Genomic DNA, 21,990 nt, shown 5'->3' on the forward strand with positions numbered 1-21,990 from the left:
GTGAAACCAGCCGAATTGTTTTCTTTGAGCGGCCAAACGGCTTTAGTTACTGGCGGCTCGCGTGGCCTTGGCTTACAAATGGCTGAAGCCTTGGGTGAGGCGGGTGCGACTGTGCTGATTACGGCACGTAAGGCCGATGAGCTTGCCAATGCTAAAGCGCATCTGACCGCGCTGGGTATTAGTGTGCATACGGTCGCCGCCGACGCGAGTAACCCTGAGCATATTGCCCACCTAGCTGCTGAGGCTCAGCGCTTGATGGGTGGCGTTGATATTTTGGTCAATAACGCCGGCGCGAGCTGGGGTGCGCCAGCGGAAACGCATCCATTGGAGGCGTGGGATAAAGTCATGAACCTCAATGTGCGTGGCTACTTTTTACTCGCGCAGGCTGTGGCCAATGCCTCGATGATTCCTCGCAAACGCGGCCGTATTATTAACTTGGCATCAATTGCTGGTCTCGGTGGTAATCCGGCATGGATGCAAACCATTGCCTATAACACTAGCAAAGGAGCTGTGGTTAACTTCACGCGCGCACTGGCCTGCGAGTGGGGTCATTACGGCATCACGGTGAACGCCATCGCGCCTGGATTTTTCCCGAGCAAGATGTCGCAAGTGCTAATGGACACGGTTGGCGTCGATAGCATCGCGAAAACCACGCCGCTACAGCGCGTTGGTGGCGATGATGATTTGAAGGGCGCCACGCTGCTGTTTGCCAGTGCCGCTGGGCGTCATATTACGGGCCAGATTTTACCAGTCGATGGCGGCGTTAGCGCCTTAATCGGCGGCTGATCATGAGCACACATATCGATGGCTTCCGCACCGAGCGCCTACATTTTCACGGCGTATCGCGTGAGGTTTTTTGTCGCGGTACAGGCCCTGCAGTGGTGGTGTTAAGTGAAATCCCGGGCATTACGCCGCAAGTAGCGACTTTCGCTGAGCGTGTCGCCGACGCAGGTTTTAGCGTGTTTATGCCGCAACTGTTTGGCGAACCGATGAAGCCGCTGACCTATCCTTATGCCGCTGAGTCTCTAGCGAAAATTTGTATCAGCCGCGAATTTCGTGTGCTCTCGGCGAATAAATCTAGCCCTGTTGTGGACTGGTTGCGTGCTTTAGCGCGTCATGCCCATGAGCAGTGTGGCGGTCCTGGTGTCGGCGTGGTTGGCATGTGCCTAACCGGCAACTTTGGCTTGGCCATGATGCTCGATGCGCCGGTGATTGCGCCGGTGTTGTCGCAACCATCTTTGCCCGTGGGTGCGACTAAAGCGCAGCGCAGTGGTTTGCATGCATCGCGGGATGAGATTGCTGCTGCACATGACAAAATTAACAACCACGGCGCGCGCATTTTGGGCTTACGCTTCAAGCAAGATTTTCTTTGTAGAGGCGAGCGTTTTGAGCGTCTACGTGATGAATTTGGGCCAGCGTTTGAGTGCCGCGAAATCGATGCCTGCCATGCCAACCCTAATGCCGGCACACCAGCCCACAGCGTGCTCACCACACATTTAATCGATGAGGTTGGCGAGCCGACACGAGCGGCACTGGATCGCACTTTGGCCTTTTTAGCTGAGCAGTTGCGCTAGCTCATGCTTTGGCCATGGCAGCGTTGGCGCAATAGTCGCCAGCAAGCACTTGAGGCGCGCTTAAAATCGGCAGTCGTGCAGCTCACCAAAGCTGAGCTAGTCATCGCCAAAGGCCCACTCGTGGCCTGCATTTGGCCAGATGTCATAGCGCTGTCGCCAAGCCAGCGTTACGCATGGTGTCGCTGCGGGCTATCGGCCAATGGCGTGTGGTGTGATGGCAGTCATGGATCGGGCGAGGGGCCATTGCTCTTTAGCCCGAAGCGCGCGCAGCACTATTGGCTCTGCACTTGCAAGCAAACGCGGACACCACCGTATTGTGATGCCAGTCATCACCGCCTAGTGCCGCCAAGCTGAGGCATTGTTCGCTTGGCACCTAGCGTCGAGTTAACCGCCACACCGACTCTTGCAATGACGTGAGGCCACGCGCCTGCATGCCGGGGTGCTCAGCCAAAATATCTTGAAAAGATAAGCGCTCGATATGCCAGTTCGCAGCGAACAAGCTCTGAATCTCATCAGCAGAAATAGGGAACGGCGGCCCCGACATCTCCGCGCTATCGTATTCAAAGGTGATGATTAGGCCACTGGCATTGGGCGCTAAGACGCGCTCCAACTGCGCCACATAGGCCTCGCGCATGCTGGGCGGCAAGGCCACCAATGCGGCGCGGTCATAAAAGCCAGTGCACTGAATTTGCTCTGGTGTGAGGGTAAAAAAATCACCTTGCCATAAGCTCAAGCCGGGTTGTGCGTAGAGCGTGTGCTTTTCGGCTTTAGTCGGCGACAACTCCAACGCATTTTCTTGCGCAAATGCTTCAATGGCCAGCGCAGACAACTCACTGCCAACGACTTCTGCACCTTGTTGGCATAGCCAAATCATATCCACCGATTTTCCGCAAAGTGGCACAAACACGCGCTGGCGGGCAGTGTCGTTGAGCTGATGAAAATGCGCGGCGAGCTGTGGATGCACTTGCTCGCGGTGAAAGCCGATTTCCTGTTTACGCCAGCGCTCATGCCAAAATTCAGCGTCCATTATTACCTTCCTATTTTGATATTTAATGCTAGTTGGTAAAGCTTACGCGTTGGCGCAAGGTTAACGCGCCGCTATGGTAGACGCTAATAGAGCGAGGTCGCGTGTCAACGAGCCGGACTGCAATGCGTGGATAAAAGTTAACGCCATTTATAACGCCAGCTTTTATCGACTGGCCTGTAAGCACATACCGGAGCCGCTATGAGTTATCGCAAAGCGTTACACACCGTGGGTTGGATGGTGAGTTTTGGCATGGCCTCAGCCATTGCCGTAGCCAGTTCATTGCCGGCGGGTTATCACGCTGTTAGTGAGACATTGGCGGTGTCGGGTTATGTGCATTCGCAGGCACAGATCGATGCGCTCAAGGCCGACGGCGTGCAGGTGGTTATCAGCTTATTGCCCGATGGTGAGCAGACCGTGCTCGATGAGCGTGCGGCGGTGGAAAAGGCCGGCCTGAGTTATGTATCGATTCCGGTGGCGAGCGCTGCGGATTTAACTGAAGCCAATGTGTTGGCGCTAGACAGAGCCTTAGCCGAGCATGCCGATGAAAAAGTGCTGGTGCATTGCGCTAGTGGCAATCGTGTCGGTGCATTGCTGGCGCTACGGGCAAACTGGCTGCATGGCGCCAGCGCCGAGGAGGCTATTATCATTGGCCAAGAGGCTGGGATGACAAGCCTTGAAGCGCCAGTGCGCAAGTTGCTGCGCTAGTACTTGCGGGGTGAGTTTTCGTCATTATCGTGTCGTAGCTCGCTAGCTTATGCCGCGCAAAAATTGACTCGGCGTTTGCCCTGTCCAGCGCTTAAAGGCACGCACAAAATTGGCCTGATCGCTATAACCCAGTGCCAAAGCAATATTAGCAAGCGAGTCGCGCTGAAGACGCAATTGTTCTAGCGCAGCTTTATGGCGAAGCTCATCGAGCAGTGCTTTAAATTGCAGGCCGTGTTGCGCGAGGCGGCGGTGCAGCGTGCGCGGCGTGATGTGCAGTGCCGCGGCAATAACTTCTTGGGCATTACTCGATGCCATCTCGCGCTCAAGTAAATTCAATACTTTAGCTATGAAATCAGTTTGTGGCAGCGTGCTTTGGTCGGCATATCGTTGTGCCTGTTGCAGTTCATCGCGGCAGCGGGAGGCGGCCAAGGCGGCCAGTTGTGGGTCTGACTGCGGCAAGCGTGCAGAGAGCCAGCTTGAGGGGAAGGTGACCTTGGTCGTTGAGCATTGAAAGTGCAGATTTGCGGCAAACATCTGTTTGAGAATACGGTGCTGTGACTGCTCCTCTATGGCCAAGTTGAGCTGAACCTGGTCGAGCTGCAATCGGCCTAAGAGCTTGGTGCCAATGCTAAAAAAGCAGGCCATCATGACCTCGACAATATACCGATAGCAGTCACCCATCGCGCCATTATCATCGATGCGAATGCTGGCACTGCTACCGCTTTCATGGAAATTAAACGAAATAATTTGTGAGCGCACCTCCGCAAAGTCATGCGCGAGCCGTAGTGCGTCGCCCAAAGTTGGGCTGGCCTGTAAGGCATAACCTAAAAAGCCGTGATTGCTCAGCTGCATGCTCAGGCCAAACTCCAGCGACAGAGTCGGCGACGGGTCTAGTGTATGTAAATTGCGCATGAGCTCGAGTAGCGTAGAGAGCGCTATCGGCTGTTCAGGATGCTCGCGCAGACTCGCCTCATTAAGCCCGGTGTGTGCGAGCAGTACCTCGGCGCTGAGGTCACGCGGCGCCATAAAATCGATCAAAAATACTAGGTACTGGCCGACGACAGCGATAGCGTTGTGCGGCGGTGTGGCAAGCATAAGACGTCTGCTAATGACAAAAAGTTGTCTGAACATACCCTGTTGTTAAGTGCGAACTCAAGTCACAGTCTGCAGTGTCTCATTAAGTAGCGAGACAAAATCAGAAGCTCAGGATAATACGGGCTTGCTGCTTGCTACCTTGATGTCTGCCTCGGTCGCTTAGCCCGGAAAAATCTTCAAATAGGAATCTACAATGGCTGAATTGAGCTTGCCTTATGTTTGTTTGCCATTGTCGGCAGAAATCCCCGAACGCACGCGACGCATTGATGCCGCGCTGAGTGCAGGCGTACGTGAGTCACAAGCCAAGCCTGCCGCGGAAACCATGGCCTTAGCCATTAATGCGCTGGTGGATCAATTCCTCTCGCAGCTATTGCGCGATTTATACGCGGCGTATCCAACGCATAAAAACTATAAGACGGCGCTGAATATCATTGATGATATTCAAGAAAAAGTTTTGCACTACCTGCAATGGCTCACGCGTTTTCTCTCTAATGAGCGCATGGCCGTGGTGGTAAAAAATTATCTAGAGATGATGCGGCACTTGAGCGCCAGCCGCCCCGAGCAAGCCTATTTGGCGGTCGGCCTAGCACCAGAGTTGGCGGCGCGCGGCCGTAAAACTATCAATGCTCTTCGCTCGGGTGAGTCCACGGATGTCGCCGCCGGCATTGAGGTTCTGATAGACATCATCGACGCTGTCTTGGTCGACTTTGTCTATGAGCCAAAGCACCTGATGCGCTTCAACTTGGTGGTGAATAAAGGTCTAGACGGTGCCATTTATATGATAAAAGGGTTGGCATTTCGCCAACTTCGCACGCTCGGCGAGATGATTCCACCTGAGCATGTCTCGGTGTTTTTAGATCACCTAGAGCATCATTTTTTCGATTTACACCCCGTGCAATAGTCCTGAGATTATGACAATGATAAGAAAAATAACTGCTGCATTAGCTCTCGCTGTCGCGACTTCAGCTTATGCGCTACCACCGCCCACCGACGAGCAGGCGTTAGCACTGAAAGCGATGAAAGATCGCGTGGTTACTATCTGTATTTTTGACCCTGTGGGCGCCAATGGCCCAGCTGTTAGTTACGCCAAAGACTATATGCTGGAAGCGAAAAAGTGGGGCATTAATGCTGATATCAAAGCCTATACCGATGAGCGTGTGGCTGCCGAAGACTTGAAGGCAGGGCAGTGCGATGCGGCTGCCGTGACTACTTTGCGCGCAAAGCAATTCAATAAATTTGTCGGCAGCCTCGATGCTGTTGGCGCTATTCCAAACGATGCCGCAATGCGTAAAGCTTTGGCAACGCTAACATCGCCGAGCTTGGCACCGCTAATGCGCGAAGGTCAGTTTGAAGTCGTAGGCGTGATTCCCTTGGGTGCTGCCTATGTCATGGTGCGTGATCGCGCTATCAACTCCATTGAAAAGGCTGCAGGTAAGCGTGTAGCAGTGATGGAGTGGGATAAGTCGCAAGCGAAAATGGTGCAGCGCATGGGTGCTCAACCTGTGGCATCGGACATCATCAACTTTGTTGGCAAATTTAATAACGGTCAGGTCGATATTATCGCTGCGCCAGCAGTGGCATACATGCCCTTAGAGATTTATCGCGGCCTTGGTGAAAAAGGTGCGATCTATCGCTTCCCACTCGTCATGTTGAGCGCTGCAATAATTATTCGCCACGATCGTTTTCCTCCAAATGTTGGGCAAAAATTGCGTGAGTTTGTCTATACACAAATCGATAAAGCCTTCGACTATGTTGAGCGTGAGGAAAAGGGTATTCCAGAGAAGTATTGGCTGGATTTACCGGCAAATGAAAAGACAAAATATGTCGAGTTGATGCGTCAGGCTCGCATTCAAATGACCCAGGAAGGTGACTATGACCCGCGCATGATGAAGCTACTCAAGCGCGTGCGTTGTGGCCAAGGTCAGGCAGCGGAGTGTGCATTAAAAGATGAGTAAGCCAGCTACCGCTCTTGAGCTAGAGTTCATTGAACAAATTGGCCCGCAATACTTAGCTTTAGCGGCGCCGCCAAATGCTGCAAAAGTAAGAGCTTGGCGGTCACGCAGCGTTATGCCTTGGCTGAATCGTTTGCACGCGCCAGTTACAGGCCTGCTTAGACGTCATGCCAAAGTCGAAGGCCAGCGCATGGTCTGGGTCGAGGGTGGGCGCCGCGGTGCGGAGCCTGTGGTGCTAGTGCATGGTTTTGGCGCTAGCAAAGAAAATTGGCTGCCTCTGCTGCCGTTTATTTCTAAGCGCTTTCATCTATTCGTAGTGGATTTGCCAGGTTGGGGCGAGAGCGAGTTTTGTGCTGATAAATCCTATGGCATGGATGATCAAGTTCGGCGATTGGCCGACTGGCTAGCAAGTCGTAAATTAGCGCCAGCGCATGTGGTTGGTAGCTCAATGGGCGGAGGCATTGCCGGCTTGCTCAGTGCACGCTATCCACATTTAGTGCGTTCGGTTGTACTGATGAATGCCGCAGGTGTTGCCGGTAGTGAGCACACGCCATTTGAGCAAGGCTTATCGGAAGGTCGAAATGGCCTGATCGCTCATAATATGTTGGGTGCTTACCGCCTGCTAGCTACGGTCATGTCTAATCATCTTCTTGCCGCAGCTATCGCACCTGCTGCCGCTTGGGACTTGATCTCTCGACGTCATGTTAATGAGCACTTATTTCGCCAACTGATGGCAAATGTGCCTGACTCAGCCTTGCCTACGTTTATCGATATTACTGGGCCGGCTTTTATTTTATGGGGCGTTGATGATGCGGTACTGCATGTATCTTGTGCCGACACCTTTCAGCAGCTTATTCCACATGCGCGGCAGCGACGCTTGGCAGGTATTGGGCATTTGCCAATGGTAGAGGCGCCACGTGTTACCGCGCGCTTGCTGCGGCGGTTTTGGCGAAATATAGCGGTATAGATGCAGCGGTACCGCCGTCAGATTAAAGTGCTGATGCGTTTGGCGTAATAGTCAAAATTAATAATAAAAAATGAGGCAACACAATGCATCGATTTCTTCGAGCGGCGCTAATACTCGCACCAGGCATCGCTCTCAGTAGCGTGGCGTGGAACGTCAGCGCCGCCCCAGCAAAGCTCGCACCCTTAAAGCCCGCAGTGGAGCTGAAGGTATGTTTATTTGATCCCAGTGGCGCCAACGGGCCATTGGCGCAAACTGGAAAAGATTTGGCGGTCGATGCCTTGGCTTTCGGTCTTAAGCTCAATATTCAAACCTATCAAGATGAGCGCGTTGCCAGCGATGACTTTAAAGCTGGGCGCTGCGATGTCGTTGGCATGAGCACGCTGCGGGCGCGCCAATACAATCGCATCGTCGGCAGCATCGACTCACCTGGTAATGTCCGCAGCTATGCGCAAATGAAGACGCTAATCCGAGCACTAGCGCATCCCGACTTTATGCCGATGTCGGTTACTGGTCGCTATCAAGTAATTGGCGTGCTGCCCATCGGTGCGCTTTACGTGATGACGCGCGACAAACGTATTAACTCCATCGAAAAAGCCGCTGGCAAGCGCGTGGCTGTGCTCGACTGGGACCCATCACAGGCAAAAATGATCTCGGCCATTGGCGCACAACCAGTACCTTCGGATATCACTACGTTTGCTGGCAAGTTCAACAATGGTCAGGTCGATATTATCGCTGCGCCGGCCATGGCGTTTTATCCGCTAGAGCTGTATCGCGGCATCGGCAAAGAGGGCGGCATCATCCGTTTTCCGTTGCTGCAAGCGACTGGCACCATTCTCATGCGTCGCGACTTGGTGCTACCCAAAATCCCCGACCTCGACGAGCGTATGTTGCAGTTGCGCGACTATGGCCTGCGCTTCATAGACACCTTTATTGAGCGCTTGAAAAAAGCTGACGCTGACTTGCCGGAAGAGCTCTGGATTAACTTGTCTGCCGATGAGAAAGCACGCTATTCACGGATGTTGCGTGAGGCTCGCATTAAAATGACCGCCGATGGTGTTTACGACACCAGCATGATGCACCTCCTGCGCAAAGTGCGCTGCAAACACGAGCCAGCAAATGAAGAATGTAGCCTGTTTGATGAATAATTCCTTGAAGCGAATTGCGCCCGCATTGGCGCTATTAGGGTTGATGGCCTGGCTGCCAGTTGCTCATGCCATAGAGGCTAGCGATGTGAAAGCCAAGCTGCCGGCAAAAAGCTTGCTCGGCTTGCCAACACCGCTACCGAAACCAATCAAGCTCAGCTTCTGCCTATTTGATCCATTTGGCACTGGCGGCAAAGTCGTGGCCATTGCCCGTGAGCTCGCTGTCTATGCCGAGGCTTTCAATCTATATGCCGACATACGCCCATACACCGATGAGCGCGTGGCATCGGAGGATTTCAAAGCTGGCCGTTGCGATGTTGTGGCTATTTCTACTTTGCGCGCGAAGCAGTTCAACAATGTCTTAGGCAGCATCGATGCGCCAGGCAACCTGCGTAATTATGCTGAGATGAAAACGCTGCTGACGCAGCTTTCTAAACCTGTCGTGGCTTCATTAGCGATTAATGGTCGTTACCAAGTAGCTGCAGTTGTGCCCATTGGCGCTGTCTATATTTATGTTAATGACCGCAGCATCAATTCGCTCAGCAAAGCCGCCGGCAAACGCATTGTGGTGCTCGACTGGGAGCCCAATATGGCGAAGATGGTGTCTGGCCTTGGCGCTCAGCCAGTGCTCGCCGACTTCACCACCTACGCCGGGAAGTTCAATAATGGTCAGGCCGACATCATTGCCGCACCAGCACTGGCCTATCAGCCGATGGAACTAGCGAAAGGCATGGGCGAAAAGGGAGGTGTGATTCACTATCCCTTGCTGCAAGCCACTGCCGCGATTTTGGTGCGCAGAGATTTGGTGTTGCCGCGCATTCCAGACTTAGATGCCCGCCTAACCGAGTTGCGTAAATTTGGCCTGCAGTACCTTGATAAACTTTTTGAGCTGCTAACCGATGCTGAAAAAGACATTCCTGCCTCACGTTGGGTGGAGCTGCCAGCCAACGAACGCGCCCGCTACGACCAAATGTTGGCCGAGGCGCGAGTTTACTTAATGAAGCAGGGCGTTTATGACCCCGTGATGCTGAGTTTGATGAAGCGCGCGCGCTGCGCCCATCAACCAAAAGCGTCAGAATGCAGTAAGTTTGACGAGTGATGAACTGACTGCCTACTTTATCGGCAAATAAGCCCGCGATGGCTTGACCAGTCTTCGCGGCATCACTATCATTCGCGCTCGTTACGACGATCCCCGATAGCTCAGTTGGTAGAGCAAAGGACTGTTAATCCTTGGGTCACTGGTTCGAGTCCAGTTCGGGGAGCCATATTTAACAAGCACTTAGCCTCAGCTCACGCTGGGGCTTTTTGCTTTCTGGGGTTCTAGTAAGCGTATAGTAGGCAAACTCAGTCAACGCCACTACATGGTACTGACAAGTTATCTCGCTGGTTGGGATAGTTTGGTCATGAGTACCTACAAGCGACATCGTTTTCATCCCAGCATCATTAGCTATGCAGTCTGGATCTATTATCGATTCAACATGAGCTTTCGTGACATCGAAGATTTACTGGCAGAGAAGGGCATCTCTGTCAGTTATGAGGCGATCCGATTGTGGTGTATCAAATTCGGGCCTGCCTATGCTCGCAAGCTCAAACATAAGCACGGTGGATTCGGTGATACGTTTTATCTTGATGAGGTATTTATCAAGATAAACGGAAAACAACACTACTTGTGGCGAGCCGTTGATCAGGATGGAGAAGTGGTCGATGTCTTTGTTCAGAGTAGGCGCAATGGTGCGGCAGCAAAGCAATTCTTTAAGCGCTTGTTGCGCAATCATGGCGGTGAGCCACGAACAATAGTCACTGATAAGTTGGCAAGCTACAAAGTTGCTCAACGCGAGCTAATGCCGACGGTTCATCACAATACTGCGAAGTACGCGAACAACAAGGCTGAGCAATCGCACGAGTTGACGCGATTTCGAGAGCGAGGAATGAAGCGGTTTAAGTCACCGAACCAGGCGCAACTATTTCTAACGAACCATGCCGCAGTATCTAACTTATTCAATCTTGGAAGACACCTAACCACGGCAAGTCATTATCGCCGTAGCAGGACAGCTGCGTTCGCAACGTGGAGAGCAGTGGTTGCTTAGGGGCGTAAGGGGCAACTTTTGCTAAGTCTGAAAGTTAACTTGTCAGTACCCCATGTGCCATGTGTAGTGGTCAACTATTGCTGAGCTAAGAAGTTAATTTGCTTCACAACTCGAACCAGTAACCGTCCGGCCTTTCCTTAGTTTAAGATTGCGCGAGGACTCCCCTAGGCTGAATATGTAACAGCCCGGTGCCATTTTCCAAGTCTTTTCACTCAAGCTCCAGTAGCTTAGATCTTTTGGCGTCACAATATAGTTTAGCGCTGCAGTTTGACCCGATTGGAGCCAGTGCTTTGAAAAGCCCTTTAGCACCACTGGAGGTTGCTTTGTAGCAGCATCGGGGGCGGGTAGACTGACATAGAGCTGAGGAACTGCCCATCCGTCTCGACTTCCTATATTTGTGACTTGGCCAGTGATTTCATAATTTCCATCCGCACGCTGATGTACTGCCATGTTTGATAGATTGAAGCTGCTGTAAGACAAACCAAAGCCAAAGGGATAGGCCGGATTAATGCTCTCGGCATCGAACCAACGATATCCGATAAATACTCCCTCTGTGTGATATGCCTGATTGAGTAGGCCTGGGTAACGATCAAGTTTCCCAGCAACAGGAGTATCCATCTCTGAGTCAGGAAAGCTGACTGGGAGTCGCCCACCAGGGTCGGTATCTCCAAATAAAACACGTGTAATGGCTTGGCCTCCCTCTTGGCCCGGGTACCATGCCTCAAGAATTGCAGCTACTTGTTCGCGCCAAGGTGTTAGCACAGCAGCTGAAGTCTGCAAAATCACTACGGTGTTGGGTTGGGCTTTAGCTACGCTGGCAATAAGCGCATCCTGATTTTTGGAGGAGCCAGGGATGGGTGATGAGCCAGCTACAATAGGGGCACTTATCTGCCCAAGAATATCTCGGATGCCTGGAGCTTGAAGGATTGGGTCTAGAAGTAAATTGAGAGCATTGCTGGCATTCGAACCGAATGCATTTAGCAAAATAGGGTCGGGAAGGTCCGCCAGTGAGCAGTCTAAGCGGAGGCAGAGCTTATCCGTACCTTCGCTGGCCCGATCAGTCGCAAAAACTAGTACAACATCGGCTGTTGCTGCAAGAGTAGCCGCTTTAGCTGAGTCCGAACCATCGTCATAAATAACATTGGATGATGTGCCTACACGAGCCTTGATAGCGTCAAGCGGGGTTTGAAACTGAAACGGAATTGTTGAGGACGAGCCACCGCCACTTGGGCGCTCAATTGCATAAGATCCGATGACGAGAATCGTGCGACTACTTTCTTTCAATGGAAGTACGTCATTATTGTTGCGCAAAAGAACAATACCTTGCTCCGCAGCGTCGCGGGCAACCTGGGCATGCTTAGCTTGGTTTATTGCATTATCATTCTTGATGTAACGCTGACGATCAAAAAAGCCGTATTTGAATAATGTTCTCAGTGTTGCTCCGACGCGATTGTCGAGGTCAGTCTCAGTAACTTCTCCGGCTAGTAGCGCTGTTTGTACCAATGGAGCAGATAAGAAAAATCCAATTGGCATTTCTATCTCAGCTCCATGAGTGAGCGTTTTATTCGTGTCTTTGACTGATAAAATATAGTCAGAAACGATGAAGCCTTTGAAGCCCCATTCCTGTCGTAAAATATCTTGTAGTAATGGTTTGCTGGAGCAGGTTGGATCGCCATTTAAATAGTTATAGGCGCACATTATCGATGCGGCATCAGCCTCTTTTACGGCAGCCTCGAAGGGTGGAAGGTATATTTCGCGCAAGGTGCGCTCATCAATAACGGCATTTACTAAGTGCCTGCCACCGACCAACGCCATTAGTGGCGGTAAGCCAACTTGCCCCTCCTGGTGATTTGCAATGAAGTGTTTAACATTTGTCATGACGCCTTCTGATTGGGCACCACGAATCCACTCAACGGTAAGTCTAGAGGTGAGATAAGGGTCTTCGCCTGTTGTCTCGAACCCTCGGCCAGCAAGTGGATTTCGAGCCAAATCTGCGACTGGGCCATGCAGCAGATCATTGCCTTTGTTTTTAACTTCATTAGCAATTGTTTGGCCAACGGCATAGGCAATCATTGGATTGAAGGTCGCGCCCAATGAAATAGGTGTTGGCATTGATGTCGTCGTGCTTCCTCTTGCGCCCACTGGACCGTCAGCCATTCTTAAGTCAGGTATGCCCAGCTCTGGAATTCCAAAAACCACACCAGTGTATGGGTCAGCAGTTGCCACTGCCGCTATGTCCCCACCACTAAGCAGTTTAATTTTTTGGCTTATCGTCATGCGGTTTAGTAGGAGTGATGTGCGGGCATCAGGAGTTAAGCTTGTATCGCACCAAGGACGCTCATCAATACTACCGCAGGGTGATTGTGTAGCTGCGACAATTTGTGGGACCGCACTATCGCTACCATCGTTGCCACATGCGGTAAGTAAAAGCGCTTGGGTTAATATTGCTAAATGTATGATTTTTTTCATAAATAATATTTTTTTTAATTGTCTATTTTGTACTGACAAGTTAACTCACTGAGTGAGGGAGCTTGCCAGTACCATTACAACGCTGGGCTTAATCCTTTCAAGCTGCTGTGACCAACGCTAATGATATTTTCGTGTCATGTTGAAACTTCAATTGCAGGTCTTCAGCAAGCAGCTTCTCTAATTTTCCGCCTATTAATGGCACGTTAACGTGTATATCAAAATCTAACGTATGGTGTGTGCCACTGAGCTCATCCTCGAGCTGCATGTCGCAGCTCAGTTTCACTGGCATACCTTTAAATTCAATATCGAGACGACCGCTGCGCGTAACAGTGTTCCAGGCGTCAGTTTGGATAAGCGTGATCGTGTTTGGCACCATTGAGCGCGCAAACGCAGGCACTTTGACTTGAACCGGCACATCGCGAGTGAACGTGTAGCGTGTGGTGTCGTCTTCGCGCGACTGATCCAGTAAGCGAATATTCGTTGCGCCTTGGCCTTCATATTTGGCCTGCAGGAACTCGGCAGTAGTAAACTTCGAGAGCACGTGCTCAGCTGAGACAGGGTAGCTGATGGTTTCGTAAAATTTCATTTATAAGGCTCCGGGTTAGCGTGTTGGGACGCCGCGTAAGCGCATAATTAATTGCACAACACCTATGTACGCGTTGGGCATGAGGCGAGCAAGAATGTCTTGGGCGCGGCCATCGCTAATGAAAATACGCCCCTGGTTACGCTTGATTCCGCGCAGAATGATCTGAGCAGCTTTGGTCGTTGGAGTACCACGCTGGAGTTGAGCATGAAAGTGCTCTGTGCTGCTGTTGTGATAGTCGGCATTGATCGTGATGTTGGTGGCGACTGCGCCCGGATGTACGGTATGTACAGTGAGGTTACGGATGCCGCGAATACGATGCTCAGCTCGAAGGCTGTCCGTAAACCCACGCACTGCGAATTTGGTGGTGCAGTAGGGTACAAGGTAGGGCAATGCGAGGATGCCTTGTGAACTGGACAGATTGACGATAGCGGCTTCTGGCCGCGTCAGCATGTGCTGATAGCAGCGCTGCGTGGTATGAATGACGCCCCAGTAATTGATGCGTGTGATTTTCTCAAAATCGGCTTCGCTAGCCTCACCGAAGGTTAAGTCGCCTAATGCAATGCCCGCGTTGTTGATGAGCAGATCGATGGCACCAAAGCGAGCTAGTACCTCGTCGATAAAGCCATTGATGGCCTGCTTTTCACCCATGTCAACGGTGGCGGCGAAGTAATCAGTACCGAGTGCGTCGAGTGCGCTGCTGGTCGTTTCTAAACGGGCGATATCGCAGAAGGCGATGCGCGCGCCGGCGTTGGCCAGCGCCATGACTAAGTGATGGCCGATGCCGTTACCACCGGCGCCAGTGACAATAGCGACTTTATTGCTGAATGTTTTCATGCTCGTAATACTCTGTGCGTTAAGGGGTGCCGGCCGGTAGATTGGCTAAGAAGCGGCGCACGTCAGCTGCGCTGCGAGTCGGGTCTTCAATCATTGGCATATGGCCTAGGTCGTCATAGGTCACGCGCTGGCAGTTGGGAATGCCCGGACACCAGATGCTAGCCGCAGTCGGCGACACCAGTTGATCCTGCGCACCCCACATGACGAGCGTTGGTACGCGGATTTCAGTGAGCTGGCCATCAAGCAGACCGGTAGCGTGAAAGTCTGCGAAGATATGCGCAAGCTGAGCCCGCTTGGCGATGTACTGAGTGGCGATCCAGTCAAGGGTGATGCCTGGAACCCATGGCGCCTTGGCCATGGTCATTGGGTAGAAGCGCTGGAAGCCCTCGCGATCATTGAACAGAAAGGGATTGTCACCCTGGGCCATCATCCGACCCATAACGCTGGGCTCGGGCGGAGTGACACCGGCGGCATCTATAAGCGTGGCGCTGCGTACGCGTTCGGGATGATCATGCGCTAATCGAGCGACAATGAAGCCGCCCATGGAATTGCCGATCAAGTGCGCCCGACGAATACCGAGGCTGTCCATCATGGCCATTACGCGAGCACCTTGACTGCTGGCGTCGTAGCGCAGGGCTGGGTCATAGGGCGTTTCACCATGGCCGGCGAGATCGACAATGATGACGCGATAGTCTGACGTAAAGTGACGGGCAAAACGTAGCCAGACATCTTTGTCCGCGCTGTAACCATGGATCATGACTACGGCCTCGGCGCTTTCCGGGCCACCTTGATACGTTTCAAGACGGATGTCGCCACCGTCTGCATCGGCCGTGTGCAGGCCGTAGAGTGTCGACTCAAGGGCCATCGAGGCACGGTAGATAAGGCCGCCAGCTGCAGGCCAGGTGGCTATGCTTGCGCCGCCGATAAGGGCAGTGAGTGCTGCCAAGGTCAGGATCTTCTTCATGGGCGTTTACTCACAGCACGATAGGGGGCGGGGTCGAGGGCTGGCTTGATGTCCTGCCATACCAGTCGTGACAGCCACTTTAGCGGCACCAAGTTGGCACCAGCCCAAGTCTTCAGCGCGTCTTTGCCATAAACAATGCGGGCACTGCCTTTTTGCAGGCGGTCGCGCACGTGGTAAGCGATGTCATCTGCGCTGGTACTCAGGTAGCGTTTGCTGAACTCCAGTTCCTGGCCATCGATCATGCCTATATTGGTGGCGATACCGCCTGGGTGCACGAGGTGTGCGGTGACACCTGTTTCTTGTAGTTCTGCCATCAAGGCCTCGGTATAGCCACGCACGGCGAACTTGCTGGCCGAGTAGTCGCCATGGTTAGGCGCGCCGACTAGGCCAAAGATGCTCGATACGTTGACGATTTGTCCCGACTGGGCCTTGAGCATGTGCGTTATGAAGGCTTGGGTGCCGTTAACCACGCCACCAAGGTTGATTCGCAGGGTACGCGCCATATCCTCTTCGGTGAGCTCCCAAATCGGCTTAAAACCGCCCAAGATTCCGGCATTGTTGATAACGATATCTACGTTGCCGAAACTCTGTAGCACACGGTCGGCGAAGCCGAACATGGCGCTGCGATCGCCAACATCAAAAGCCTCGCTGACGGTGTCAGAGCTACCATGTAAATCCACGGTCTCAGCCAAACTGGCAGCGTCGAAATCATTCAGGGCGAGACGGGCACCAGCTTCAGCGTAAACCTTGGCATAGGCGCGGCCCATGCCAGAGCCAGCTCCAGTGATAACAACGACTTTATTGTTTAGATTCATGGGGCAAGCTCTCACGAAAACAGATGGTGTTTTGCTTTGAAACGTTTGGCCATTTGCCGATAGGTAAAGCTGAAGCCGGGAAACATGGCGACCACATGGCCACTCTTAGATTGGTACCAGCTATTGCAGCCGCCGGACTTCCATACGGTTTGTTTCATCTCGCTGTGGATCATGTCGGTGTAGTCTGATTCGGCGGCTGAAGTGACTTCCATCACTTCCTTGGCGCGTTGCTTCATAGCGTCCAAGCTCTTCATGATGTAGTTCATCTGCGCCTCAATGACGAATATGGCTGAGGTGTGGCCAATCCCGGTATTTGGTCCGGTGACCACAAAGAAATTCGGGAAGCCGGGTATGGTGGTACCCAAGTAGGCGCGCGGATACTCGGCCCAGAAATCTTTAAGAGCACGACCATCCTTACCTAGTACTGGATAGCTGATGACGCCATCGGTCGCGTCGTAACCGGTCGAATAGATGATCACGTCGAGTTCGATGTCCTGACCATCCGCGGTACGAATACCCGTTGGCGTGATCTCGGCGATGCCTGAGCCTTTGGTATGCAGACTGACATTATCTCGGCACAGCGCTGGGTACAGTGTGTTCGACAAGATGATGCGCTTGCAGCCAATGGTGTAGTCAGGGGTGACTGCCGCACGTAGGGCAGGATCGGCAATCTGTTTTTCGATGTGCTTGAGCGCGGATTTTTGAGCGAACTGCTGCAGCGCCCATGATGAATACTTGAAGCCGATTACTCGTGTTTCGAGCTCCCAATAGATCAGCGAGCGTAGGGCCTTGTGCAGTAATTTGACGCCTAGCAGTGAGCGCTGCCAGCTTGAGAATTTGCGATCCGGACGTGGCATGACCCAGTGCGGCGTGCGCTGGAATACGTGCAGATGACCGCACTCCGGGGCAATGGCTGGAATAGCCTGTGCTGCCGAAGCACCGCTTCCGATGATGGCGACGCGCTTGCCCTTTAGGCTGACGCCGTGGTTCCAGCTGTTGGTATGAAACGTTTCGCCCTGGAAGCTGTCGCGCCCCGGAAAGTTCGGTATTACTGGGGTGCTCAACGGGCCAGAAGCATTGATGACGATGCGGGCGCGTAGTTCGCCTTGGCTGGTGCTTAGCACCCAGCGGCAATCGTTCTCATCCCAGCGCACCTGCTCAACATTGCAGCTGGTGAGGGTCCGCTCGCGCAGCTTGTACTTATCGATGACAAAATTGGTGTACTCCTCCAGCTCAGCCTGCTCGACGAACATCTGCGACCATTTGTAGGGCTCGAAGGAGATCGAGTAGAGCGGTGATTGCACATCTACGGCCGCGCCGGGGTAGCTGTTTTGGCACCATGTGCCACCCATGAAATCACGACGCTCGAGCAGCTGGAAGTTGGTGATGCCGCGCTTGAGCAGATTAATAGCAGCACACTGGCCACCGAAACCGCTGCCGATAATGAGAATGTCGTGTTGCATGATCTAGCTCCAGTAAATTTTGACTAATCTGATGTTTAGTGTCGTCAATTTATATCTGACTACAGATGTCGTCAACTAGTATTTGATGACAAATGATGTCACTTTGTCGGATCATTGCTTTGATGTAGTTCAAAGAGGTCAATCACGAATGCAAGAATCATCCACACAGCATCCGCGCCATAAAACCAAACGCAGCTATGCGGGCATGCCACCAGAGGAGCGTATTGCACGCCGCCGTCAGCAGTTTATGGATGCAGGCCGACAACTATTTGGCACGATGGGCTATCGAAAGGTCACCGTACGCCTGTTATGTGCCGAGGCTGGACTGACTGATCGCTACTTCTATGAGTCATTTCCTTCTACTGAGGCATTGTTGGTCGCGGTCTATCAAGAAATGATCGACCACTTAGAGCACACAATACTTGTCGCGCTGGCAACAACTTCCGGCGAGACTATGGAGCAGCGCATTAAGATAGGTTTAGATGCCTTTTACCAAGTCGCCGAGGACCCGTTGTTGTCGCGTGTGATTTGGATTGAAATCTTAGGTATTAGCCCTGGCATTGACGCCATTTATAATCAAACACTTCGACGTTTTTCGAATCTATTGTTCACTCTGTCGCAAGTTATGATTCCCACTTTACCGGTTTCAGAGGCTGTTGTTAGAACAGCCTTCATGGGACTTATTGGTGCGGTAAGTGAGACGGCGAAAGACTGGCTGCACTCAGACTATAGCCAGTCTAGAGAGACATTAGTTGAGGGCAATATGCTGCTTTTTAGTGGGCTAGTTGCGATGGTGCGGTAGAGGACTTACAAGTTAACTCATTGGTTGGGATAATTTGCCCATGAGTACCTACAAAAACGACATCGTTTTCATCCCGGTATCATCAGCCATGCGGTATGGGTCAGCTATCGTTTCAACTTGGAGATCGGTAGTTACGTAAAGGCGGTAGGGCCAATTTTGCTAAGCCTAAAAGTTAACTTGTCAGTACCCTAGAGACACAGGTCCGTATCAGTAAGTTAATTTGTTAGTATCTCTTTGCTCAATACTAAAATGACAACGAAGCTGAGGCCTATGCTTGAAACAAAACACACAGAAGAACAGCTCTTCGTCTCATTAGGCTATATCTCGCCGTTGCTGCAGTTTGTGCGCTTGCAGGGCAAGCCCATTGAGCCACTACTAAATCTACTGGGGCTAGAGGAGAGCGACTTAAATTGCAGCGATCTCAGGTTGCCTGATTCGGTTATCGATGAGCTATATTTAGGTGCTGAGCAACTGTGTCATGACCCAAACATCGGTATGCATGCCGGTCAGTGTATGGGGCTGAGCAATATCGGCATTATCGGGCACTTGATCATGACCTGTACTAAGGCCAGCCAGATCATGAGCCTACATACGCGTTACCAGACCCTTCAGGGTAACGGCGCTTTCTCAGAATACGTCATCGACCTAGATAAGGTTTGCCTGCACTTTCGACGTGTAGAGGGTGCACAACCTTTTCAGCGCCATTATAGTGAGTTCTGTTTGGCGGGTTGGATAAGTCTGATATCACTGGTTGCTGGCAAGCCCATGAGGCCTGAGCTTATTGAGTTCCCCTGCGAGCCGCCGAAAGACATGCATGAGCAGTTAGCTTTCTTTGCATGTGAGCTGAAATATGTTTCCGGCAACGAAATGCGCATTCACTTCCCTCGTCACTATCTGGAACATGCCTTGATGGGAAGTGACAGTAGTGTGCGCGAAGCACTGGAAACGCTAGCTAAGCAGCGCTTGAAAGAGCTGCAGGGAAGCTTTTCAAACGACTCTGATTTGCTCTTGCCGCATGTAACCCGCTTTGTTCGTGATGCGCTGCCTCATGGATTGCCGAGTATTGAGACGATGGCCAGGCACTTAAGTATTTCTGTACGGAGCTTACAGCGACAACTAGAAATCGAGTCTATGACTTACAAGACTCTGGTCGATGGTGTCCGCAGAGAGCTCTGTGGGCACTATATCTTGAATTATGACCTGAGTTTGGCTGATGTTGCGCTGATGTTGGGTTTTTCTGAGCAAAGTAGTTTCCAGCGTGCCTTCAAACGGTGGTTTGAAGTTACTCCGGGTGAGTATCGACTAAGCAAGAAAGAAGCAGACTAGTCAGCGCTTAATGGAGCGCAAGTCATAGGTAACAAAAGACGCTCGATTTGAGCGTCTTTTTTTGAGGTAACTGAACAGTTAACTCGCCGGTTGAGAAAGTGTGTTGATAAGCACATACAAATTACTTCGTTTATATCTCAGTAAACCATTGCCTAAACACAACGGTAGCTACGCTCACAGCGAGGTGCGGTAACTGCTGGCGCCTAAAGTCAATCCGGCTGTCGCTCAGGGTCAATGCAGGAGCGACCTAATTAGGTAATCTGTCGATATTAATTTCAAAAAGAATAACAAACGATGAGCAAAAACTATTTTACGCCACTATTATTGGCAACAGCGATGTTGTCTGGCTGCGACAACTCAGGCGTAAGCAGCGATAGTGAATCCGTGTCTGGTGGTAGTGAAGGCGTGCCTTCAACGGCTATACACTACGAGGCAACCAAAGAATCGCTCGATCAGCACCAGCTGCCACAATGGTGGGCGGATGCAAAATTCGGCATCTTTATTCACTGGGGCCTGTACTCAGTGCCGGCGTATGCACCGACGGGCTATCCAGGAATTCCGCCAGGTATCGCAGCTCCTCCGGGCTGTTCGCCTTATGCCGAGTGGTACTGGTTTGTTCAACAAGCACCTATCTGTTTGACTTGGTCTAAGCATTTACAAAACCAAGGCGCAGGCTTCGTCTATGACGATTTCATTCCGCAGTGGAAGGCTGATAGTTTTGATCCGGATGCTTGGATAAAATTATTCGAGCAAGCTGGTGCGAAGTACTTCGTGCTGACTACTAAGCATCACGATGGCTTTGCACTGTGGCCGACTCGCACGACACAGCGAAATGCGATGGACATGGGTCCAAAGCGTGACCTAGTCGGCGAGTTGTTTGCCGCAGCACATCGTGCCGATGATCGTGTAAAACCGGGGCTCTATTTCTCGATTCCCGAATGGTACAATCCGGCGCCAAAACCTCTCGATGCGTATTTGCCGACTGATCTATCGGTAGATTCGGCTCTGGCAACATTTGGGACAATCTTCGGGCCGCTCAGCATATATGGCCCACGCAATGCTTATACGCAGCTGCCAGTGCCATATACTGGGCAGGGCACCGTGCGCGATTATGCCTCTGACATTGTCAGGCCACAGTTTGAAGAACTGATTAATGACTATAAACCCTCCATTATCTGGTGCGATATCGGCGGCAGGGAAAGTTATTTCAAGTCCAATCAGTCGATAGCCAACTTCTATAACAACGCCAAAACCACTCATCCCGAGGGGGTAGTTGTGAACGATCGCTGCGGCGAAAAAAGTAAGACTCATTTAGACTTCAATACAGTTGAGTTTGGCGCCGGCTCTCCCATTCCGCCGTTTGAGGCGACACGCGGCATAGGCGAGTCCTTCGGCTTTAATATGGAGGAAGAAAAGTCAAACCACTATCTGAGCGCTTCAGAATTAATTCACACATTAGTGTCGACGGTCGCTCAAGGCGGCAACTTGTTGCTGGATATCGGTCCGAAAGCTGACGGCTCAATACCTGACTCAATGACCACGCGTTTACAGGCCATAGGTGCTTGGCTAGGAATTAACGGCAAGTCGATCTACGGCAGCACTCAGTGGACGCAGTCCAGTGACGGCGGCAGCAACTACTTCACTGTCGGTAAGGATGGCGCGCTCTATATCATCGCGACAGAGTGGCCGTCAGCACAAACTCTTACAGTTAATGCGTCAGTACCTCTGACGGCAAGCTCAAAAATTGTGTTGCTGGGTTCGGATGGCACGCCTCTGCAATATAAGCAGAACGGTTCGCAGCTTGTGATCACCCTGCCGTCCGGTGGTGCTCAAATGGCGGCTACTAAGAGTCAAAGTGCTTTCGTGTTTCGCGTGTCGCCGGTAGCGCTTTAAACCAGCGACGCGACCTTCATGGAGGTGCTGACAAGTTAACCCGTCAGTACCTCCTATCGGGCTATGTAGAAGTCTTAAAATTATTCAATCTTGGAAGACATCTAACCTCAGCAAGCCATTATCGCCGCAGCAAGACAGTTGCGTTCGCAACGTGGAGATTGATGGTCGCGTAGAGGTGAGAAAGCCAATTAATGTTTAGTTTGGAAGCTAAGTTGTCAGCACCATAAATAACAATAAATCATGCGCTGAGCAGTCCACGCGCTGAGCAATTAGTCGGAGGGTGCTGTGC

General features: G+C 51.9%; 21 protein-coding genes and 1 tRNA gene. 14 read left to right on the forward strand and 8 right to left on the reverse strand.

What is annotated here, in order from left to right; translation table 11 throughout:
- The 3 genes from ACFQ0F_RS01200 to ACFQ0F_RS01210 are packed head-to-tail and all read left to right on the forward strand — an operon-like array spanning nucleotide 1 to nucleotide 1,928.
- Entirely contained in the window at nucleotides 1-786 is a 786-nt protein-coding gene (locus ACFQ0F_RS01200) for an SDR family oxidoreductase (RefSeq protein WP_379068171.1), read from the forward strand.
- Between the two features lie 2 nt (nucleotides 787-788).
- Entirely contained in the window at nucleotides 789-1,574 is a 786-nt protein-coding gene (locus tag ACFQ0F_RS01205) for a dienelactone hydrolase family protein (RefSeq protein WP_340676285.1), read from the forward strand.
- Nucleotides 1,575-1,577: 3 nt separating this feature from the next.
- Nucleotides 1,578-1,928 carry a CDGSH iron-sulfur domain-containing protein gene (locus ACFQ0F_RS01210; protein WP_379068175.1) on the forward strand — a complete coding sequence of 117 codons (351 nt, stop codon included), beginning with the start codon at nucleotides 1,578-1,580 and terminating at the stop codon, nucleotides 1,926-1,928.
- A 19-nt stretch (nucleotides 1,929-1,947) separates the two neighbouring features.
- Here the strand turns inward: ACFQ0F_RS01210 and ACFQ0F_RS01215 are convergent, their stop codons facing one another.
- Nucleotides 1,948-2,601: a thiopurine S-methyltransferase gene (locus tag ACFQ0F_RS01215; RefSeq protein WP_379068178.1), complete on the reverse strand. Its 654-nt coding sequence runs from the start codon at nucleotides 2,599-2,601 to the stop codon at nucleotides 1,948-1,950.
- A gap of 198 nt (nucleotides 2,602-2,799) precedes the next feature.
- On the opposite strand from ACFQ0F_RS01215, the gene ACFQ0F_RS01220 reads away from it, so the two are divergent.
- On the forward strand, nucleotides 2,800-3,306 hold the full coding sequence (locus tag ACFQ0F_RS01220) for a beta-lactamase hydrolase domain-containing protein (RefSeq protein WP_379068181.1): 507 nt from the start codon (nucleotides 2,800-2,802) through the stop codon (nucleotides 3,304-3,306).
- Nucleotides 3,307-3,348: 42 nt separating this feature from the next.
- On the opposite strand, the gene ACFQ0F_RS01225 is transcribed toward ACFQ0F_RS01220, so the two are convergent.
- Nucleotides 3,349-4,401 (reverse strand): helix-turn-helix transcriptional regulator, encoded by a 1,053-nt coding sequence (locus ACFQ0F_RS01225; protein WP_379068184.1) that lies wholly within the window; start codon nucleotides 4,399-4,401, stop codon nucleotides 3,349-3,351.
- A gap of 193 nt (nucleotides 4,402-4,594) precedes the next feature.
- Between ACFQ0F_RS01225 and ACFQ0F_RS01230 the strand changes: the two genes are divergently transcribed.
- The 7 genes from ACFQ0F_RS01230 to ACFQ0F_RS01260 all read left to right on the forward strand — a co-directional run bounded on the left by ACFQ0F_RS01230 (nucleotide 4,595) and on the right by ACFQ0F_RS01260 (nucleotide 10,549).
- Nucleotides 4,595-5,302 (forward strand): hypothetical protein, encoded by a 708-nt coding sequence (locus tag ACFQ0F_RS01230; RefSeq protein ID WP_379068187.1) that lies wholly within the window; start codon nucleotides 4,595-4,597, stop codon nucleotides 5,300-5,302.
- 16 nt (nucleotides 5,303-5,318) lie between these two features.
- The gene (locus ACFQ0F_RS01235; RefSeq protein WP_379068190.1) at nucleotides 5,319-6,356 is read left to right on the forward strand and encodes a putative solute-binding protein; all 1,038 of its coding nucleotides are present in this window, start codon (nucleotides 5,319-5,321) and stop codon (nucleotides 6,354-6,356) included.
- Nucleotides 6,349-7,320: an alpha/beta fold hydrolase gene (locus ACFQ0F_RS01240; RefSeq protein ID WP_379068193.1), complete on the forward strand. Its 972-nt coding sequence runs from the start codon at nucleotides 6,349-6,351 to the stop codon at nucleotides 7,318-7,320. The genes ACFQ0F_RS01235 and ACFQ0F_RS01240 overlap by 8 nt, the downstream gene beginning before the upstream one ends.
- Before the next feature lie 83 nt (nucleotides 7,321-7,403).
- The gene (locus ACFQ0F_RS01245) at nucleotides 7,404-8,465 is read left to right on the forward strand and encodes a putative solute-binding protein (protein WP_379068196.1); all 1,062 of its coding nucleotides are present in this window, start codon (nucleotides 7,404-7,406) and stop codon (nucleotides 8,463-8,465) included.
- Entirely contained in the window at nucleotides 8,437-9,561 is a 1,125-nt protein-coding gene (locus ACFQ0F_RS01250) for a putative solute-binding protein (protein WP_379068199.1), read from the forward strand. The genes ACFQ0F_RS01245 and ACFQ0F_RS01250 overlap by 29 nt, the downstream gene beginning before the upstream one ends.
- Nucleotides 9,562-9,651: 90 nt before the next feature.
- A tRNA-Asn gene (locus tag ACFQ0F_RS01255) sits at nucleotides 9,652-9,727 on the forward strand.
- A 138-nt stretch (nucleotides 9,728-9,865) separates the two neighbouring features.
- Nucleotides 9,866-10,549, forward strand: coding sequence for an IS6 family transposase (locus tag ACFQ0F_RS01260; protein WP_379068202.1), 684 nt, complete (start codon nucleotides 9,866-9,868; stop codon nucleotides 10,547-10,549).
- A 93-nt stretch (nucleotides 10,550-10,642) separates the two neighbouring features.
- On the opposite strand, the gene ACFQ0F_RS01265 is transcribed toward ACFQ0F_RS01260, so the two are convergent.
- The 6 genes from ACFQ0F_RS01265 to ACFQ0F_RS01290 all read right to left on the reverse strand — a co-directional run bounded on the left by ACFQ0F_RS01265 (nucleotide 10,643) and on the right by ACFQ0F_RS01290 (nucleotide 17,680).
- Nucleotides 10,643-13,018 (reverse strand): beta-glucosidase, encoded by a 2,376-nt coding sequence (locus tag ACFQ0F_RS01265; protein WP_379068205.1) that lies wholly within the window; start codon nucleotides 13,016-13,018, stop codon nucleotides 10,643-10,645.
- A 97-nt stretch (nucleotides 13,019-13,115) separates the two neighbouring features.
- Nucleotides 13,116-13,604 carry a DUF2505 domain-containing protein gene (locus ACFQ0F_RS01270; RefSeq protein ID WP_379068208.1) on the reverse strand — a complete coding sequence of 163 codons (489 nt, stop codon included), beginning with the start codon at nucleotides 13,602-13,604 and terminating at the stop codon, nucleotides 13,116-13,118.
- A 15-nt stretch (nucleotides 13,605-13,619) separates the two neighbouring features.
- The gene (locus tag ACFQ0F_RS01275) at nucleotides 13,620-14,438 is read right to left on the reverse strand and encodes an SDR family NAD(P)-dependent oxidoreductase (RefSeq protein WP_379068211.1); all 819 of its coding nucleotides are present in this window, start codon (nucleotides 14,436-14,438) and stop codon (nucleotides 13,620-13,622) included.
- A gap of 19 nt (nucleotides 14,439-14,457) precedes the next feature.
- Nucleotides 14,458-15,402 (reverse strand): alpha/beta fold hydrolase, encoded by a 945-nt coding sequence (locus tag ACFQ0F_RS01280; RefSeq protein WP_379068214.1) that lies wholly within the window; start codon nucleotides 15,400-15,402, stop codon nucleotides 14,458-14,460.
- Nucleotides 15,399-16,217, reverse strand: coding sequence for an SDR family NAD(P)-dependent oxidoreductase (locus ACFQ0F_RS01285; RefSeq protein ID WP_379068217.1), 819 nt, complete (start codon nucleotides 16,215-16,217; stop codon nucleotides 15,399-15,401). Before ACFQ0F_RS01285 ends, ACFQ0F_RS01280 begins: the two co-directional genes overlap by 4 nt.
- 11 nt (nucleotides 16,218-16,228) lie before the next feature.
- Nucleotides 16,229-17,680, reverse strand: a complete 1,452-nt coding sequence (locus ACFQ0F_RS01290; protein ID WP_379068220.1) for a flavin-containing monooxygenase — start codon at nucleotides 17,678-17,680, stop codon at nucleotides 16,229-16,231.
- Nucleotides 17,681-17,828: 148 nt separating this feature from the next.
- Here ACFQ0F_RS01290 and ACFQ0F_RS01295 point away from each other — a divergent pair, with 148 nt between their 5' ends.
- From ACFQ0F_RS01295 to ACFQ0F_RS01305, 3 genes are all read left to right on the forward strand, one after another.
- Nucleotides 17,829-18,482 (forward strand): TetR/AcrR family transcriptional regulator, encoded by a 654-nt coding sequence (locus ACFQ0F_RS01295; protein WP_379068223.1) that lies wholly within the window; start codon nucleotides 17,829-17,831, stop codon nucleotides 18,480-18,482.
- Between the two features lie 270 nt (nucleotides 18,483-18,752).
- Nucleotides 18,753-19,808, forward strand: coding sequence for a helix-turn-helix transcriptional regulator (locus ACFQ0F_RS01300; protein ID WP_379068226.1), 1,056 nt, complete (start codon nucleotides 18,753-18,755; stop codon nucleotides 19,806-19,808).
- Nucleotides 19,809-20,102: 294 nt separating this feature from the next.
- Complete coding sequence (locus tag ACFQ0F_RS01305) at nucleotides 20,103-21,701, forward strand: alpha-L-fucosidase (protein ID WP_379068229.1); 1,599 nt, start codon at nucleotides 20,103-20,105, stop codon at nucleotides 21,699-21,701.
- Nucleotides 21,702-21,990: the final 289 nt, after the last annotated feature.

This window comes from Paraperlucidibaca wandonensis, assembly GCF_042677145.1.
Classification (GTDB): Bacteria; Pseudomonadota; Gammaproteobacteria; order Pseudomonadales; family Moraxellaceae; genus Perlucidibaca; species Perlucidibaca wandonensis.

Bases quoted from the DNA above. Each gene is read 5' to 3' on its own strand.
- ACFQ0F_RS01205 (WP_340676285.1), top strand. From the start codon at position 789: ATGAGCACACATATCGATGGCTTCCGCACCGAGCGCCTACATTTTCAC.
- ACFQ0F_RS01210 (WP_379068175.1), top strand. From the start codon at position 1,578: ATGCTTTGGCCATGGCAGCGTTGGCGCAATAGTCGCCAGCAAGCACTT.
- ACFQ0F_RS01215 (WP_379068178.1), bottom strand. From the start codon at position 2,601: ATGGACGCTGAATTTTGGCATGAGCGCTGGCGTAAACAGGAAATCGGC.
- ACFQ0F_RS01220 (WP_379068181.1), top strand. From the start codon at position 2,800: ATGAGTTATCGCAAAGCGTTACACACCGTGGGTTGGATGGTGAGTTTT.
- ACFQ0F_RS01225 (WP_379068184.1), bottom strand. From the start codon at position 4,401: ATGCTTGCCACACCGCCGCACAACGCTATCGCTGTCGTCGGCCAGTAC.
- ACFQ0F_RS01230 (WP_379068187.1), top strand. From the start codon at position 4,595: ATGGCTGAATTGAGCTTGCCTTATGTTTGTTTGCCATTGTCGGCAGAA.
- ACFQ0F_RS01235 (WP_379068190.1), top strand. From the start codon at position 5,319: ATGATAAGAAAAATAACTGCTGCATTAGCTCTCGCTGTCGCGACTTCA.
- ACFQ0F_RS01240 (WP_379068193.1), top strand. From the start codon at position 6,349: ATGAGTAAGCCAGCTACCGCTCTTGAGCTAGAGTTCATTGAACAAATT.
- ACFQ0F_RS01245 (WP_379068196.1), top strand. From the start codon at position 7,404: ATGCATCGATTTCTTCGAGCGGCGCTAATACTCGCACCAGGCATCGCT.
- ACFQ0F_RS01250 (WP_379068199.1), top strand. From the start codon at position 8,437: ATGAAGAATGTAGCCTGTTTGATGAATAATTCCTTGAAGCGAATTGCG.
- ACFQ0F_RS01260 (WP_379068202.1), top strand. From the start codon at position 9,866: ATGAGTACCTACAAGCGACATCGTTTTCATCCCAGCATCATTAGCTAT.
- ACFQ0F_RS01265 (WP_379068205.1), bottom strand. From the start codon at position 13,018: ATGAAAAAAATCATACATTTAGCAATATTAACCCAAGCGCTTTTACTT.
- ACFQ0F_RS01270 (WP_379068208.1), bottom strand. From the start codon at position 13,604: ATGAAATTTTACGAAACCATCAGCTACCCTGTCTCAGCTGAGCACGTG.
- ACFQ0F_RS01275 (WP_379068211.1), bottom strand. From the start codon at position 14,438: ATGAAAACATTCAGCAATAAAGTCGCTATTGTCACTGGCGCCGGTGGT.
- ACFQ0F_RS01280 (WP_379068214.1), bottom strand. From the start codon at position 15,402: ATGAAGAAGATCCTGACCTTGGCAGCACTCACTGCCCTTATCGGCGGC.
- ACFQ0F_RS01285 (WP_379068217.1), bottom strand. From the start codon at position 16,217: ATGAATCTAAACAATAAAGTCGTTGTTATCACTGGAGCTGGCTCTGGC.
- ACFQ0F_RS01290 (WP_379068220.1), bottom strand. From the start codon at position 17,680: ATGCAACACGACATTCTCATTATCGGCAGCGGTTTCGGTGGCCAGTGT.
- ACFQ0F_RS01295 (WP_379068223.1), top strand. From the start codon at position 17,829: ATGCAAGAATCATCCACACAGCATCCGCGCCATAAAACCAAACGCAGC.
- ACFQ0F_RS01300 (WP_379068226.1), top strand. From the start codon at position 18,753: ATGCTTGAAACAAAACACACAGAAGAACAGCTCTTCGTCTCATTAGGC.
- ACFQ0F_RS01305 (WP_379068229.1), top strand. From the start codon at position 20,103: ATGAGCAAAAACTATTTTACGCCACTATTATTGGCAACAGCGATGTTG.